General features: G+C 34.4%; 17 protein-coding genes. 9 read left to right on the forward strand and 8 right to left on the reverse strand.

Annotated features, from left to right (window positions below; genetic code table 11):
* Positions 1-20 precede the first annotated feature (20 nt).
* Positions 21-899, forward strand: coding sequence for a pseudouridine synthase (locus tag ACXGQW_RS08560; protein ID WP_457821959.1), 879 nt, complete (start codon positions 21-23; stop codon positions 897-899).
* 39 nt (positions 900-938) lie between these two features.
* On the opposite strand, the gene ACXGQW_RS08565 is transcribed toward ACXGQW_RS08560, so the two are convergent.
* The gene (locus ACXGQW_RS08565) at positions 939-1,679 is read right to left on the reverse strand and encodes a tyrosine-protein phosphatase (protein WP_457821961.1); all 741 of its coding nucleotides are present in this window, start codon (positions 1,677-1,679) and stop codon (positions 939-941) included.
* Positions 1,680-1,830: 151 nt separating this feature from the next.
* Here ACXGQW_RS08565 and ACXGQW_RS08570 point away from each other — a divergent pair, with 151 nt between their 5' ends.
* Positions 1,831-2,784 carry an acetyl-CoA carboxylase carboxyltransferase subunit alpha gene (locus ACXGQW_RS08570; RefSeq protein ID WP_457821962.1) on the forward strand — a complete coding sequence of 318 codons (954 nt, stop codon included), beginning with the start codon at positions 1,831-1,833 and terminating at the stop codon, positions 2,782-2,784.
* Between the two features lie 189 nt (positions 2,785-2,973).
* A complete protein-coding gene (locus ACXGQW_RS08575; RefSeq protein WP_457821964.1) occupies positions 2,974-4,014 on the forward strand; it encodes a GMP reductase in 1,041 nt (346 codons plus the stop codon).
* A gap of 82 nt (positions 4,015-4,096) precedes the next feature.
* Here the strand turns inward: ACXGQW_RS08575 and nadB are convergent, their stop codons facing one another.
* From nadB to ACXGQW_RS08590, 3 genes are all read right to left on the reverse strand, one after another.
* A complete protein-coding gene (gene nadB / locus ACXGQW_RS08580) occupies positions 4,097-5,680 on the reverse strand; it encodes an L-aspartate oxidase (RefSeq protein ID WP_457821965.1) in 1,584 nt (527 codons plus the stop codon).
* Between the two features lie 5 nt (positions 5,681-5,685).
* On the reverse strand, positions 5,686-6,684 hold the full coding sequence (gene nadA / locus ACXGQW_RS08585) for a quinolinate synthase NadA (protein WP_457821967.1): 999 nt from the start codon (positions 6,682-6,684) through the stop codon (positions 5,686-5,688).
* 75 nt (positions 6,685-6,759) lie between these two features.
* On the reverse strand, positions 6,760-7,833 hold the full coding sequence (locus tag ACXGQW_RS08590) for a branched-chain amino acid aminotransferase (RefSeq protein ID WP_457821969.1): 1,074 nt from the start codon (positions 7,831-7,833) through the stop codon (positions 6,760-6,762).
* A 126-nt stretch (positions 7,834-7,959) separates the two neighbouring features.
* Here ACXGQW_RS08590 and mnmD point away from each other — a divergent pair, with 126 nt between their 5' ends.
* Positions 7,960-8,625 carry a tRNA (5-methylaminomethyl-2-thiouridine)(34)-methyltransferase MnmD gene (mnmD, locus tag ACXGQW_RS08595; protein ID WP_457821971.1) on the forward strand — a complete coding sequence of 222 codons (666 nt, stop codon included), beginning with the start codon at positions 7,960-7,962 and terminating at the stop codon, positions 8,623-8,625.
* Positions 8,626-8,754: 129 nt separating this feature from the next.
* On the opposite strand, the gene ACXGQW_RS08600 is transcribed toward mnmD, so the two are convergent.
* Positions 8,755-9,840, reverse strand: a complete 1,086-nt coding sequence (locus ACXGQW_RS08600) for a glycosyltransferase (RefSeq protein ID WP_457821972.1) — start codon at positions 9,838-9,840, stop codon at positions 8,755-8,757.
* A gap of 5 nt (positions 9,841-9,845) precedes the next feature.
* On the reverse strand, positions 9,846-10,748 hold the full coding sequence (locus ACXGQW_RS08605; protein WP_457821973.1) for a hypothetical protein: 903 nt from the start codon (positions 10,746-10,748) through the stop codon (positions 9,846-9,848).
* Positions 10,749-10,790: 42 nt separating this feature from the next.
* Between ACXGQW_RS08605 and ruvC the strand changes: the two genes are divergently transcribed.
* Positions 10,791-11,345: a crossover junction endodeoxyribonuclease RuvC gene (gene ruvC, locus ACXGQW_RS08610; RefSeq protein WP_457821974.1), complete on the forward strand. Its 555-nt coding sequence runs from the start codon at positions 10,791-10,793 to the stop codon at positions 11,343-11,345.
* Between the two features lie 113 nt (positions 11,346-11,458).
* Positions 11,459-12,583 carry a radical SAM family heme chaperone HemW gene (hemW, locus tag ACXGQW_RS08615; RefSeq protein ID WP_457821976.1) on the forward strand — a complete coding sequence of 375 codons (1,125 nt, stop codon included), beginning with the start codon at positions 11,459-11,461 and terminating at the stop codon, positions 12,581-12,583.
* Here hemW and ACXGQW_RS08620 read toward each other — a convergent pair.
* Together ACXGQW_RS08620 and ACXGQW_RS08625 are read right to left on the reverse strand one after the other, a co-directional pair.
* Positions 12,580-13,317: an MBL fold metallo-hydrolase gene (locus ACXGQW_RS08620; protein ID WP_457821978.1), complete on the reverse strand. Its 738-nt coding sequence runs from the start codon at positions 13,315-13,317 to the stop codon at positions 12,580-12,582. The two genes, hemW and ACXGQW_RS08620, sit on opposite strands and share 4 nt — an antisense overlap.
* A 5-nt stretch (positions 13,318-13,322) precedes the next feature.
* Positions 13,323-14,666, reverse strand: a complete 1,344-nt coding sequence (locus tag ACXGQW_RS08625; protein WP_457821980.1) for an aldehyde dehydrogenase family protein — start codon at positions 14,664-14,666, stop codon at positions 13,323-13,325.
* Between the two features lie 88 nt (positions 14,667-14,754).
* On the opposite strand from ACXGQW_RS08625, the gene ACXGQW_RS08630 reads away from it, so the two are divergent.
* The 3 genes from ACXGQW_RS08630 (at position 14,755) to ACXGQW_RS08640 (ending at position 16,547) form a co-directional block, all read left to right on the forward strand.
* Entirely contained in the window at positions 14,755-15,108 is a 354-nt protein-coding gene (locus ACXGQW_RS08630; RefSeq protein ID WP_457821982.1) for an MmcQ/YjbR family DNA-binding protein, read from the forward strand.
* An 84-nt stretch (positions 15,109-15,192) separates the two neighbouring features.
* Positions 15,193-15,801 carry a GDSL-type esterase/lipase family protein gene (locus ACXGQW_RS08635; protein ID WP_457821984.1) on the forward strand — a complete coding sequence of 203 codons (609 nt, stop codon included), beginning with the start codon at positions 15,193-15,195 and terminating at the stop codon, positions 15,799-15,801.
* A 17-nt stretch (positions 15,802-15,818) separates the two neighbouring features.
* Positions 15,819-16,547, forward strand: coding sequence for an esterase family protein (locus ACXGQW_RS08640; protein ID WP_457821986.1), 729 nt, complete (start codon positions 15,819-15,821; stop codon positions 16,545-16,547).
* Positions 16,548-16,739: the final 192 nt, after the last annotated feature.

The raw sequence follows: 16,739 nt of genomic DNA on the forward strand, positions 1-16,739 counted from the left end.
TGTAGACCAAAATAAAAATAATGAACACAAAAAAGAACTCGTCGAGAGGACGACAAAAAGGTAAAACAGCACAATCTTTTAGCAAGTTTAAATCTTCGCAAAAAAATGTAGCTAAAAAACCAGAAGGAACTAGTAAATCTGGTGAGACTACAAAAAAGGTTCCTCAAAAAAGCAATGCAACCACTCCATCAGGAATTCGTTTAAATAAATACATTTCTAATGCAGGTATCTGTTCTAGAAGAGATGCAGATTTGTATATAGAAACGGGTAGTGCAACCGTAAATGGTAAAGTGGTTACGGAAATGGGTTACAGAGTACAGCCTACTGATGAAGTACGTTTTGACAATGTGTTAATCAACCCAGAAACCAAAAGATATGTACTTTTAAACAAGCCCAAAAATTATATTACTACCATGGATGACGAACGTGGTAGAAAAACAGTAATGGATATTGTAGATAAGGCTTGTAAAGAAAGAATTTATCCAGTAGGTAGGTTAGATAGAGATACCACAGGTTTGCTGTTATTTACAAATGACGGAGAATTAGCCAAACAATTAACACACCCTAAACACAATAAAAGAAAATTGTACCACGCAACTTTAGATAATAAAGTTTCATTAAAGCATTTGCAAGAGATTGCAGCTAGTCCCGAAATAGATGGTAAAAAAGTTTGGGTAGACGACGTGGCATATGTACAAGGACAATCTAAGAACGAAGTAGGGATAGAAATACATTCTGGTCGTAATCGTATTGTTCGTAAAATATTTGCGCATTTTGGATACAAAGTGGTAAAACTAGATAGAGTAATTTTTGCGGGATTAACCAAAAAAGATTTGCCGAGAGGCCATTACCGAAATTTAACTTCTCAAGAGGTCATCAACCTTAAGAATTCTATATAACAATCAACAAGCCCATCTAACTCAGATGGGCTTGTTTGTTTAAAAAGAAAATGTTTTAATGTTGTTCTCAAACAGCGGAGTCAATAACTTTTTAGTTTTTTGAGTACCCAATTTTTCCGATAATTTTAAATGCCTTTTATGATGAGTATCAGATCCTACAAACGTATACAAACCTTCTTTTAAGAGTTTAAGTGCAGTTTTGGTTATTTTATCTCCATACTGTTCTGTTAAAGAAAGTATGTTTAGTTGTAACAAACACCCAGCATCAATTAACTTTTTGTACGCATCAAAATTAGAATGGTAAAAAGCATAACGCTCGGGATGTGCCAATACGGGAATGTAACCTTTTAGCTGTATCTGAAACAAGATGTCGTCTAAATTAAAAGGAGGATTAAAAAAAGACATTTCCACCAATATATATTTGTCTTTTAGAGGTAAAATATCGTCTTCTTCCAAAAGTTTAGAAAAATTGTGGTCCATCATATACTCAGCAGCTGCATGTATATTTATTTCCTCTAAATTTCTCTCTCGTAATTCCTTTTTTAGAAGAGCTTCTGTTTCCTTAATAGTGGTAGAACTGTTCTCCCAAACATCTCCTAAAACGTGGGGAGTAACTCTAAAGTTTTTAATACCATGAATTTTCATTTTTTCAATCAAATCAATAGCATCCTCTATGTCTTTAGCCCCATCATCTATGCCTGGTAAAAGATGAGAATGGATATCTACATAGTTGCTAGGATACAACTCAGATAAAGAAATTTTTTTATTAAATAGTCCCATTAAATTGGCTTAAAATTGAATTGTTGTAAAGGTAATAGTTTTAGCGTCAACTATAAATTTGATGTAGGTTAATGTTAAGTAAAAATTAAATAAAAGAGAATCATAAGTTGCAATAACTTACTATATTTGTCATTAGCCAAAATTTAGAATGATGGAATATTTAGACTTTGAATTGCCTATAAAAGAGCTAGAAGAACAGTTGCAAAAATGTGCAATTATTGGAGAAGAGAGTGAGGTAGATGTTACCAATACCTGTAAGGAGATAGAAGATAAAATCATCAACCTTAAAAAAGATATATACGAGAATTTAACCCCTTGGCAAAGAGTACAATTGTCAAGACACCCTAATAGACCTTATACCCTAGATTATATCAAAGCTTTGGCGGGAGATACCTTTATGGAATTACATGGAGATAGAACTGTTAAAGATGATAAAGCCATTGTTGGTGGTTTGGGTAAAATAGGAAATCAGAGTTTTATGTTTATTGGACAGCAGAAAGGGATTAATACCAAAATGCGTCAATACAGAAACTTTGGAATGGCCAATCCAGAAGGGTATCGCAAAGCTTTACGTTTGATGCGTATGGCAGAAAAATTTGGAATTCCTGTAGTAACTTTTGTAGATACTCCTGGAGCTTATCCTGGTTTAGAGGCTGAGGAAAGAGGACAAGGAGAGGCAATTGCACGTAATATTTTTGAAATGTGTGTGCTAAAAACTCCAATCATCACTATTATTATTGGAGAAGGTGCTTCTGGTGGAGCTTTAGGTATTGGTGTAGGAGACAAAGTACTGATGATGGAAAACTCTTGGTATTCTGTAATTTCACCGGAAAACTGTTCGTCTATTCTATGGAGATCTTGGGAATTTAAAGAAAAAGCAGCAGCTTCTTTAAAATTAACCTCTAAAGATATGAGTGCTTTAAATTTAGTTGATGGAGTTGTGCCAGAACCACTAGGTGGAGCACATTCTGATAGAGAAACAACTTTTGCTACGGTAAAAGAGACCATCGTTAAATTGTTGAAAGAACTACAACAAAAAGACGTAGATGTAATGATTAATGAGCGCATTGAAAAGTACGCAAATATGGGAGTTTACGAAGAATAACTTTCTAAAAATAAAATAGATAGAGCCAAAGTGTAATTTACACTTTGGCTTTTTTTATGAATCAACAATAGCTTATACGGCATGTTTGATGAGAAGTTGTTGATAAGTCATAAATATAATTGATGATTAGCGGTAAAAAATCTTTTAAACAATGACTAACTTTAAGATAAATACCAAACAGCTCGCATAATGAGAATTGAATATGATATCAAACTAGGATTTAAAGATGTAATGATTAGACCCAAACGTTCTACTTTAAAAAGCAGATCACAGGTTCAGTTAAAGCGAAATTTCAAGTTTTTAAACAGTACTGCTACTTGGGAAGGAGTACCCATTATGGCAGCTAACATGGACACGGTAGGTACTTTTGAAATGGCTTTATCTTTGTGCCAAAATCATATTTTTACAGCAATTCACAAACACTATACAGTTAGCCAATGGAAAGAGTTTTTATCATTTGCCCCTGCGGACATAGTAAACTACCTAGCTATTAGTTGTGGTACAGGGGATAGAGATGCTGAGAAATTGGCAATAATCCTCAAAGAAAATCCAACCTTAAAATTTATATGTATCGATGTGGCTAACGGTTACTCAGAGCACTTTGTAGCATTTGTGTCTAAAATTAGGAGTTGGTATCCCGATAAAGTAATCATTGCTGGAAACGTAGTAACAGGTGAAATGGTAGAAGAATTGTTACTGTCTGGAGCAGATATCATCAAAGTAGGAATAGGACCTGGTTCTGTCTGTACTACTAGGGTAAAAACAGGAGTTGGTTATCCTCAATTATCGGCTATTATAGAATGTGCCGATGCTGCACATGGCTTGGGAGGACAAATTATTAGTGATGGTGGTTGTGCCGTGCCAGGAGATGTCGCTAAGGCCTTTGGTGCTGGAGCAGATTTTGTAATGTTGGGAGGAATGCTAGCGGGTCACGATGAAAGTGGAGGAGAGCTCATAGAAAAATCAGGAAAAAAGTTTAAACAGTTTTACGGAATGAGTTCTGCAACCGCTATGGAAAAACATGTGGGAGGAGTGGCAGAGTATAGAGCTAGTGAAGGAAAAACAGTAGAAGTTCCGTACAAAGGAAAAGTAGATTATACCGTAAAAGATATACTAGGGGGAATTAGGAGTACTTGTACCTATGTGGGTGCAGCAACATTAAAAGAGCTAACAAAGCGTACCACTTTTATAAGAGTGGCAGAACAAGAGAACAGAGTTTATACAAAGTAAAACTAATAAACAACGTTAAGCATTGCACATAATTATAAAAAGCTACGTAACGAAAATTTGATAGCCAAGAATTCGACCAGAACTACGATAAATCTTTATTAAAAAATCCTCCTCGATTTTCTTTTCTATCCATAGAAGATTGGATGATGAGATATGCATTGGTAATTAAGTTTCTCAACTCACAGATAGGAACGGATAGTTTAGCGGTTTTGTAAAGTTCTTTATTTTCCTGATAAAGAATTTCTAATCTGCTTGCAGCTCTTTGTAAACGGTTATTAGATCTCACTATACCAACATAATCACTCATTATTTTTTGAACATCCTTGCGATCATGAGTAATTAATATCTTTTCTTGATTTAAGGAAGTATTGGTGTCATCCCAGTCAGGAATATCATCTCTAAAAGAAATACTGTCAAATTTTTTAGAAGCGTGGGCAAAGCTGTTGTGTGCGTATACAATAGCTTCAATCAATGAGTTAGAAGCAAGTCTGTTTGCTCCGTGTAATCCTGTTCTAGAACACTCTCCACAAGCGTATAGGTTTTCTATAGATGTTTCTCCGTGGATAGATACCTCAACCCCTCCGCATACGTAATGCGCTGCTGGAGTTACGGGAATGTAGTCCTTGTGAACATCAATACCTAATGATTTACATTTTGCAGTGATGTTAGGAAAGTGATTTATAAAATGTTCAGGTTCTATGTGAGTGCAATCTAGGTAAATATGCTCTTCACCAGTAATTTTGAGTTCGGTATCAATAGCTCTGGCCACCACATCTCTTGGAGCCAATTCTAAACGGGCATCGTACTTTTCCATAAAGCGATCACCGTTTATATTACGTAAAATACCTCCCTCACCTCTAACTGCCTCGGTAATTAAAAAAGCAGGAGACTGCGCAGGTTCTTGATATAATGCAGTGGGATGAAACTGTATAAATTCAACATCTGTAATTTTAGCTTTAGCTCTGTAAGCCATGGCAATACCATCACCTGTTGCAATTTTAGGATTGGTAGTGGTTCTATATACTTGTCCACTACCACCCGCAGCCAATAAAGTTACTTTGGCGGTAATTGTTTTTATTTGTTGGGTTCTTTCATCTAAAACATAAGCACCATAACAAGTTATTTCGTCTCTATGAGTTACAGTTCTTTCATGTCCTTGCGCTCTTAAAATATGATGATCTGTAATGAAATCTATGGTGAAATGATCTTCTAGTAGTTGTATATTGGGAGTTTTGTCAACCTCAGCAAGTAGCGCTCTAGCAATCTCGTAACCTGTGATGTCTTTATGATGTAGGATTCTATTTTGAGAATGTCCTCCTTCTCTTCCTAAACTATATGCTCCTTGATGAGTTTTGTCGAATTGAGTTCCCCACTGAATTAATTCTTCTAATCTCTTAGGAGCTTGCTCTACGACCATTCTCACCACTTGCTCATCACATAAGCCGTCTCCAGCAATCAAAGTGTCTTTTACATGTTGTTCAAAGGAATCTATATCAGTATTAACAACAGTGGCAATTCCTCCTTGAGCGTACTTGGTATTGCTTTCCTCTTTCTGAGCTTTGGTAACCAACGTAACAGTACTTTCTTGATGATGATTAGCTACCTTAAGAGCATAAGAAAGTCCTGCGATACCAGAACCAATTACTAAAAAATCTGTTTTAATCATATAGATTACTTAGATAGTGCTAACATTTTTTCGATAGGAACCAAAGCATCTGCAGCAAGTTTTTTATCTACCTCAATCGCAGGTAGCTCATGTTCTAAACAAAGGAATAATTTTTTTAAGGTATTCATTCTCATATAAAAACACTCGCTACAAGCACAAGTGTTGTCTTCTTCTGCAGGAGCTGCTATCAAATGCTTATTCGGAACCTGTTTAATCATCTCATGTAAAATTCCGGCTTCTGTAGCCACAATAAATTTATTGTTTTTACTTTCTCTAGCGTATTTTAATAAACCCGCAGTAGAGCCAATATAGCTTGCTGTTTTTAATATGTGAGATGGAGATTCTGGATGTGCAATAATTTCTGCATCTGGGTGCTCGGCAGCTAAATTTAATAACTTTTCAATAGAAAAAGCTTCGTGAACCATACAAGATCCATCCCATAAAAGCATATTTCTACCTGTTTCTTTGTTTAGGTAGTCCCCCAAGTTTTTATCTGGAGCAAAGATAATTTTTTCGTCTTTAGGAAATGAGTTGATGATTTTAACAGCGTTAGATGAAGTACAAACGATATCACTCATTGTTTTTATTTCCGCAGAACAATTAATATAGGTTACTACTTTATGATCTGGGTGTTTTGCCTTAAAAGCTTTAAAGTCTTCTGGAGGACAAGAATCTGCCAACGAACAACCTGCTTTTAGATCAGGCAACAAAACTTTTTTTTGTGGATTTAAAATTTTGGCTGTTTCGGCCATAAAATGGACTCCTGCAAATACGATAATATCGGCATTGGTTTTAGCAGCTTCTTGAGCCAATTGTAAACTATCTCCTACAAAATCTGCAATATCTTGAATGGCTTCTTCTTGGTAGTAATGAGCCAAAATAACTGCATTCTTTTCTTTTTTTAATCGATGAATCTCTGCAACGTAATCAATGTTGTTTTTAATATCGATATCTAAAAAACCTTTATTGTCTAAATTTTCTTTTGCTTGAGCTAAAGTGTCCATTAAAATAGTTTTGTCATGCAAATTTACAAAAAAAGAGCCTATAAAAGGCTCTTTGATTGATGAACTATGTCTTATTTAGATTGACCTCACTTGGTATCTCCAAGCAAAAGAATCTTCCGTTTTACCTGTTTGTATATCTGTAATTACTCGTTTAAATAACGAAGCATAGCTGCTTTCTATCTTAGGTAAATCGTAGTCATTACCCTTAAAATTAAAACTAACAATAGGATTAATTACTGCGGCTGTCCCTGCACCAAACATTTCTTTTAAAGATCCGTTTTTTGCAGCCTCTTCTATTTCGTAAACAGAAACGTCTCTAACTTCTACATTAATACCTTCTTTTTCTGCAATAGCAATAACACTTTTACGAGTAATTCCATCTAGAATTCTATCAGAGGTAGGAGCCGTAATTAAAGTATTACCAACTCTAAAGAAAACATTCATAGTTCCTGCTTCCTCTAAGTTCTCATGGGTACTAGCATCAGTCCAAACCACTTGTTGATAACCAGCATCATTGGCTAATTTTGTAGGATAAAACTGACCAGCATAATTTCCAGCACATTTCGCAAAACCAACACCTCCGCTAGCAGAGCGACTAAATTTATCAGCAAATAATACACTTACTTCTCCACTGTAGTAAGACTGAGCAGGAGATAGTATAAACATAAATTTGTAGTTCTTTGCGGGTGAGGCAGATACTCCAGGTTCTGTTGCTATAATAAATGGACGGATATACATAGAACTACCTTCTGTAGTTTGAATCCAGTCTTTATCTACATTCAACAACAATTCCATTCCATCAAAAAATAAATCTTTAGGGAATTCTGGAATAGCCAAACGTTCAGAAGATTTGTTTAACCTTTTAAAGTTTTCTTCAGGTCTAAATAACCAGACGACATTATCTAACGATTTGTAGGCTTTCATTCCTTCGAATACAGCCTGACCGTAATGGAACACTTTAGCTGATGGGTCTAACGAGATAGGACCATAAGGTCTAATCTGTGCATTTTTCCATTCTCCATCAATGTAATCACATTCAAACATGTGATCTGTAAAGTTTTCTCCAAACGATAAATTGCTAAAATCTACCTCATTAATTTTAGTGGTAGTAGACTTGTTAATCGTGATGTTCTGGTTGTTTATTCCCATGATTTCGTTTGTAAAAAATATTTTATAAAAGAACAAAAGTAAATATAAAAATTGTAACAAATGCAATAAAAACACTTTTTAACGAAGTATAATATTGACTATCTTTGTGCTAATAATTCAACTGTTTTGAAAAGAAAAATTATAGTTACTTCTGATGGTTCTACAACCATTCACCTCCCAGGTTGGAACGAGAGTTATCACTCCACTCACGGTGCGATTCAAGAGGCTTATCACGTTTTTATTAAAATGGGATATGAGGCTGTAAAAAAAGAAGAAGTATCTATTTTGGAGATAGGCTTTGGAACAGGACTCAATGCGTTTATTACCTTGTTAGAAACCGCCAAGGATGATCAAAAAGTAAATTACGTAGGGGTAGAGGCTTACCCTGTTAAAGAAGATGAGTTGCTGGCCTTAAATTACGTGTCTGAACTAGAAACACGTAACTTATCACACAAGTTTGAGGAAATGCACTTAACCCCTTGGAACAAGCCACAAAAGGTGAGTGAGAATTTTATCTTGACCAAACGTCAAATGTTTTTTCATAATATTACGGATGTTAATTTGTATGACTTAATTTATTTTGATGCTTTTGGTGCAAGGGTTCAGCCAGAGCTTTGGTCAGAAGAAATATTTGAGATTATGTTCAAGGCTTTAAGACCAGAGGGGAAATTAGTGACTTATGCAGCAAAAGGAAGTGTGCGTAGAGCTATGCAAGCTGTTGGTTTTGAGGTGGAAAGATTGCCTGGGCCTCCAGGAAAAAGAGAGATGTTAAGAGGGACTAAAACAAAATAGAATGACAGAGTTTTCAAGATCAAAAAGAAAAAAGCCTAATAGATTGCGAGTAGTTGTATTGGTACTAGTGCTATTCTTAGTACTTTTTCTATTGAAAAATGCTGACGGATTAATTGCTCAATTTTTTGCCTAACGTTTAAAGGTTCGGTTTTTCCATTGATAACCTCCAATGAGTGCCTTTATTCCTATATAAGTGTTTAGAAAAGGGTAGAGGAGTGCACTTGCAATAAAGTAAATAAAATTGATTTTTTGTTTAAAATAGTATGTGGTTAGCAAAATCAAACAGAAGTCTAATCCAGTTTTGGTAATCCAGATAAAACTAGTGGATAAAGGCATCAGCAAAAGTCCTGTAACAATTCTTATTTGAATGATGAACACGACCAAACCAAAAATTTTAGTTAGAACATTTTTATAATGCACGCTTTTGGCTGCCCAGCGCACACGTTGTTGAATTACTTGATTCCACGTTTTTTCTGCATAGGTAGTAACTACTGCATTTTCGGTATTTAAGTAATGTGTTTGTTCAGGATATGTTTTGGCAAAGTATTCTAAAGTAAAAATATCATCACCGCTAGCAATGCGGTGGTTTGACAGTTCTTCGACTTTTAAAAACGCACGTTTAGCAAATCCCATATTGGCAGCATTACACATCATAGGTGCTTTAAGCCCGAAAGTTCCAGCAGTGGTTCCTAGCAAACTAATGGTTTCTAATTTTTGATACTGCTCAATCCATTTGTTTTTTGCGATAATTTGAATTGGACCTGCAATAAATAAACTGTTGTCCTTTGCTATTTTACTGTTATAAGCATGCAACCATTTTTTAGGAAGCATACAATCGGCATCAGTAGTAATAATCCAGTCAAAACTAGCATTTGCTATCCCCACCTTAATAGCATCTTTTTTAGGAGAATTACTTAATCTATCGTTTTTTAGAATTGTTAGATTGGGAATGGTAGTTTGCCATTGTTTGATGATGTTTACAGAGTCGTCCGTACTTTCGTCATCAACCAGCAAAATTTCAAAACACTGGGAGGGGTAATTTAAGTCAGCAATGCTTTTTAGTAGTTTGTCAAGATTGCAAGCTTCATTTCTAAAGGGAATAACCACACTAAATAGATGAGGTGTTAAACTCGTGTCAATTTTAAGTTTGGGTAATTTGCTTAGTCCAATAATGGTAGCAAGGATGATGATAAAATATAACGCAAGAATAATCAAAATGGCTATTTTTTGGTATTACTTAGTTGCAATAAACTTCCAACCGTTGCGGGTAACGCGTGATTTAAAATCCACAACACAAAATAGGAAATTAATATAGAGGCTTCATCAATCCCCAAGGGTTTTAGTATAATTAGTGCCATACTTCCTTTAATGGCAAAGTCTAAAATGTTTAAAATGGGCAGTAAGGAACTTAGCAAATAAACAGTACATATTCCGGCGTACAAATTCACGAGATCAATGTTCTTTTCGTAAAACAAAACAATCAAAATTGCAGAGAAAAATAAGAATTTGATTGCCGAATATATAAAAAGTTCTAGGTGAACGGAAAGGGTCAGTTTTTTTAAATAGAACATTATTTTTTTACGAAAAAAAATAGAAATTACCAAAAACCCCAAACCGATAGCAACCACATATTTTTGCTTGTCTAAAATTTTAGTATCGATTTTATCAAGTATTACATAAATACCCCACAAGCCAAATATAACGGTAACCAACATTTGATAAATTCCTTTCATTACGTTTAAAAACACTACAGATTTGCTATGCTTTTTAGAAAAGAAAAAAACTTTTTTAAGATAATTACCAGAATTAAACGGAGTCAACATTCCGTAAGTGTATGAGACTAAGGTTTGAAAACTTGCTGTTTTAAAGGAAATAGAACTGAATGTGTTTACAACTAGTTGCCATTTTAAAATTTCGAAAGTCCAATTACCAACAGCCAAAACTAAGGTAATAACAATAGTTGTTGGATTGATAATTTCAGAAAAATCCGTTAAGGTAAACTCAGTAGAAAACAGTTTATAACCAATAAATACCAGAGCAATAATACTAATGCCGTATTTAAATAGGGTAATGATTTTGTTTAAATGTTTATCAATTAAATTACGCATGCAGTATGGTAGCATTCATTTTTGCTATCTTCGCTAAAATAGTTAAATCTAACTGAATTGGCTCAAGAAAAAATTATATTAGGGATAGATCCAGGAACCTCCATTATGGGGTTTGGTATCATAAAAATCATTGGAAAAAAAATGGAGTTTGTTCAAATGAACGAGTTGATTTTAAGTAAGTACAGTGACCCTTATGTAAAGCTAAGGTTGATTTTTGAACGGACCCTTGAGTTGATAGACACTTATCATCCTGATGAAATGGCTTTAGAAGCTCCTTTTTACGGGAAAAACGTGCAATCTATGTTAAAGTTGGGTAGAGCGCAGGGAGTGGCTATGGCAGCTGGCTTGTCTAGAGACATTCCTGTAACGGAATACATGCCTAAAAAAATTAAAATGTCTATAACAGGTAGCGGAAGTGCCAGTAAGGAGCAGGTAGCTATGATGCTCAAAAGTTTACTAAACTTAAAAACTTTGCCCAAAAATTTAGATGCCACCGACGGTTTGGCTGCGGCTGTGTGCCACTTTTACAACAGCGGTGTTAAAGTAGGTGGGAAAAATTATAGCGGTTGGGCAAGTTTTGTAAGCCAAAATAATGATAAGGTAGTCAAATAATTAGAATTTGTAGATGTTCGAGCAAAGTCGAGAACAAGAGTATTTCTATTTTTGTTTAACCAACAACCAACAACCAACAACCAACAACCAACAACCAACAACCAACAACCAAAATGTCAGGCATTTATATTCATATTCCTTTTTGCAAAAAAGCTTGTCATTATTGCGATTTCCATTTTTCTACTTCTTTAAAAGCAAAAAATGCTTTTTTACAAGCTTTAAAGATAGAATTAAGGTTAAGGGCTAATGAGTTTAGAAATAAAATAGTGGAAACTATTTATTTTGGGGGTGGGACTCCTAGTATTTTGGAGGTGGATGAAATTGACGAAATTTTGAAAGTGATTTTTAGTCATTATCAAGTGAATAACAACCTAGAAATTACGTTGGAGGCCAATCCAGATGACTTGTCTGATGGTAAAATTGTTGAACTCTCTAAAACCCAAATCAATAGGTTAAGCATAGGAGTACAATCTTTTGCAGATAAGGAGTTGCAAATGATGAACCGAGCGCATACCGCTGCTGAAGTGAAACAATCTCTAAAAACTGCAGTTCAATATTTTGATGACATCACCATAGATTTGATGTATGGTATTCCTGGATTGACCCATCAAGAATGGAGGGGGAATATACAAGAGGCATTGAGTTTGGGAATCAACCATATCTCGTCGTACGCTCTAACGGTGGAAGAGGGAACGGCACTTTATCATTTTATCAAACAAAAAAAGTATCCTGATTTAGACGAAAATTTAGCAGCTACACATTTTGATATTTTGGTAGCTACACTAACACAAGCTGGTTATGATCATTATGAAATTTCTAATTTTGGAAAACCCAACTACTATTCTAAACATAATACAGCTTATTGGTTAGGAAAGCCTTATTTGGGTTTTGGACCCTCGGCACACTCGTTCTGTGGAAAAACAAGGAGTTGGAATGTAGCGAACAACGCAAGTTACGTTAAGTCTTTAACAGAAAAAGTATTACCGTCTACTCAAGAAATTTTATCGAAAAAAGATGTTTATAACGAAATGTTAATGACAGGCTTAAGAACTATTTGGGGAGTTTCTTTGGATATAGTTGTAAAGGAATTTGGAGCAGGTAAACAGCAAGAATTGTTAGAACAAATCAAACCGTTTATAAACAATGGCACTTTGGAAATAGAAAATCACCAATTAAAAACCACACAAAAAGGAAAGTTTTTGGCTGATGGAATTGCTAGTGAATTGTTTTGGGTTTAGTCCTTTAAAAACTCAATTACATCGCTGTTCTTCAAAGGTCCATAATGCCCCAAATACCAAGTTTGTAGATTTGAGAGTTGTGATACATATTGTATATCCTTGTTATTATCAATAATATCACACATAAAAAAATGACGTTCTGGGATTGAGTTTCTAAAAACATTTCCTCTAATCATATCACCCACGAAAGCTTTGGTTTGCTGAATCACAATGACAGAACCTTCCGTGTGTCCAGAAATCGGGATTATTTTTCCGTTGAAACCAATGGATTTTAGATCAAATTCTTTATCAATTAAAATGTCTGGAACAAAAGTAGCGTAGGTTTGCCTTTCTACATTTTTTTGTCCGATTTTACCGATTAATCCTCTTCCACACAAATGTGTATCTAAACCATTTTTATGAACTATTGGTAAGTCTTTTTTGCCTACAATAATTTTCGTGCCATATTTATCTTGAAAATACTTGGCATTTCCTGCGTGATCATAATGCGCATGCGTAAGAACCAAATGGCTAATACTATTGGGTGATATGTTACTTTTTAGGAGTGTTTTCTCAATTTTGCGTGCAGTATTGGGTTTTCCAGAGTCAATCATTAAATATTGATTGTTGTTTTTAAGCAGGTATACGTTTCCCGATCCTTTTTTTAAATGAACGGTTCCATCTGTGTAATAAACGGTTTTATAGCTACAACTGGTAGATATCAGTATTAATAATACACAAAATAATTTTTTCATTTTGGTTAATTTGCTACAGCAATAGTTTTGGCATTTAAAAAAGTTTTAAAACCATCCTCACCCAACTCCTTTCCGTAACCAGAATCTTTAACTCCTCCAAATGGATATCTAGGGTCTGATTTTACAATTTGATTGATAGCCACATATCCCACCTCTATATTATTAGCTAATTGTTTGGCTCGCTCTACGTCCTTGCTCCAAATGGCAGCACCTAAACCGTAAGGAGCACTGTTCGTTAAACGAATCAAATCAATTTCATCATCATAAGAAATTAAGCAGATAACGGGCCCAAAAATTTCTTCTTGCAACATCGGGTTGTCGGTATTCATAATTAAAAGGGTAGGTTCAAAGAAAGGAGATTTATCCTTCCCTCCCGCAATAAGTTCAGCTCCGTGTTCAACAGCTTTTTGAACTTGTTTTTTAAGCGTAGGAATAAAATCTGCTTTTGCAATAGGTCCCATCGTGGTTTGTGGTTCTAAAGGATTCCCTAAAACCGTGTTTTCTATTTTGTTTTTACAATAGGTAACAGCATCCTCTAGTTTATTTTTACATACAAAAACTCTTTTTGGAGCAATACAAATTTGGCCAGCGTTTAATAAGCGAGCATTAATGGTTGCAGAAATTGCCTTATCAAAATCGGCATCTTTTAAAATAAGAGCAGCATCAATTCCTCCAAGTTCCAATACCGATGGTTTCAAGTATTTCCCTGCTAAAGTAGCTACTGCACTTCCAGCTTTAGTACTACCAGTTACGCAAACTCCTTGAACAATATTGTGTTTAATTACTTGTTCTGTTTGCGAAGTATTAATTAACAAGTTTGTGAATACATGCTTCGGAAATCCAGCATCTATAAACAATTGCTCTATGGCTCTACCACAGCCAAAAGTGTTTTGAGCATGTTTTAACAAGCAAATATTGCCAGCAAATACGTTGGGAATGATATATCTAAACACTTGCCAAAAAGGAAAATTCCACGGCATAATACCAAATACTGCTCCGGTAGATTGATGTTGAATTTGTGTGAATGTATCTAAAGATTTAGGTGTTAGGAATGTTCTAAAATGGTTAAGGTAGTATTCGACAAGCTGAATGCATTTTTCTATCTCACGAACACTTTCTTTTATCGGCTTACCCATTTCAATGCTAATCAGTTTGGCTAATTCATTTTCTTGGCGATTTAATTGTTCAACAAGTCGAAGTCCGAGTTGTTCTCTACTATCTAAACTGGAGTTCTTCCAAGTTTTAAATGCTGTTGCGCATTGAGTTAAAGTAACTTCTAACTCTTTATTGGTTAAAGTAGGGTATGATGCTATTTCTGTTTGGTTGTAAGGGTTTATAGTGGTAGTCATAAAGGAAAATATCAATTTTTTAGACAATTAAAATTACAAAAATGTATATTAGTAATTATGTGATTGCAAGAATTTATACTTATAAATAATGGATATAGAAGCATTGAGAATGTATTGTTTGTCTAAAAAAGGAGTTTCTGAAAGTTTTCCTTTTGATGAAAATACATTAGTGTTTAAAGTAGGAGATAAGATGTTTGCTTTAACGAATTTGAAAAAAATACCACATACCGTAAATTTAAAGTGTGATCCTGAAAAAGCACTTGAATTGAGGGAGCAGTTTGTTGCAGTAGATTCAGGTTATCATATGAATAAAAAGCACTGGAACACTATTTTATTGGAGAGTGATATGGCCTCTGAAATATTACAAAACTGGATAGATCATTCTTATGAATTGGTTGTTAAAAGTTTATCAAAAAAGAAAAGAGTAACCTTAGGTTTATAAACTTTCAAAATCATTAAAAATTTTAAGGGCAACCTAATTAATTGAGTAAATTTAAGTTTGAACGAATATATGTAGCAGAGAAATATGTTTTGGTATCAAGAAGAATTAAATAGAATAGAAAAAATAAAAGAAGAGCTAGAGTACTATCCTGAAATGGTGTTTTACGGAAGCTCTTCATTTAATTTGTGGGGAGAGTTAACAAATTTATTTAAAGAATACAAGCCTGTAAATTTATCTTTTGGAGGGTCTACCTTAGCAGCATGTTCTTGGTTTTATAAAAAAAACTTTAAAGGCTTAAATCCTCAAGCTGTTATGATTTACGCAGGAGATAACGATTTAGGTGATGGAAGGCATCCTGAAGAAGTGGTACTGTTTTTTAAAACTTTGGTAATGCAAATAAGAGAAGATTATGGTGAGATTCCCATAACTTTTGTATCTGTAAAACCGAGTCCAAGCAGATGGTATTTGGAAGGAAGTATTAGATATACCAACAGCCATATTAAAGAATTAACGGAGTTGGATCCTCACCTTGAGTTCGTAGATATTTATGAAGCAACTTTAGGAGCAGATGGAAAACCCAATAAAGACCTTTTTTTAGAAGATGGGCTACATTTAAATGCAAAAGGATACAAAAAATGGTACGACATTATTTCTGCTAACAAAGCTTCTTTTCCAATATTTAAAGATTTGTAACGTGAAAAAGTAGTCGTATGAAAAGAGAATACCATAATTGGTATAGCCCTAATTTGGAGAGAAACATGGAACTGTTGGTTTTTGGACACGCTGGTGCAAAAATCTTGTTCTTTCCACCTAGAATGGGACGTTTTTACGATTACGAAAATTGGCATATAATAGATGCACTCAAAGACAAGATACAAAGAGGAGATATTCAAGTATATTGTTTAGATAGTATAGATTCAGAAACTTTTTATAGCAATACTCAACCTCCAAAATTTAGAATCAGTCGTCATGGTTTGTACGAAAAATACATTTTAGAGGAAGTTTTGCCATGGACCAAAGATGTAAACAGCAGTTCCAACGTAGTTGTTGCAGGTTGTAGTTTAGGAGCATGGCATGCAGTAAATATAGCGATGAGGTATCCCAAGCTTTTTTGCAAAGTTGTAGGGATGAGTGGACGATATGATTTAACCTTTTCCAAATCGTATTTTGATGATTTGTTGGCAGGTTTTCGCAGTAAAAAGGTTTATGAAAACATGCCAATTCAATACTTACAGGACTTGGAAGACGACTCTTATCTTTCCTTAATCAATAAAATAGAGATTGTTATAGTTATTGGTAAGGAAGATTTATTTTTTGAGAATAATCTCCAACTAAAGACTATTTTAGAACAAAAGAACATCACTTACCAATTTTACGAATGGGAAGGAGAAGCTCACAAAGCCCACCATTGGAGAGAAATGGTGCAATTTTATTTATAATTGTTGCAGATTAATTCTGTATGGAGCTATAAATTTTTGTTACAACACTATTTAAAATAAATTAAGCAGCTGCTTGTTTTGCGATAATAGCAAAAAATAGATTTGTTTGTTGCTCTATGCAAAAATTAGGAGATTTAACTACAAAATAGTAACAACTTGTTTGGTTAAAAGGAGTTTTCTTACCAATTTTAC

The sequence above is a fragment of the Wenyingzhuangia sp. IMCC45533 genome (genome assembly GCF_054111225.1).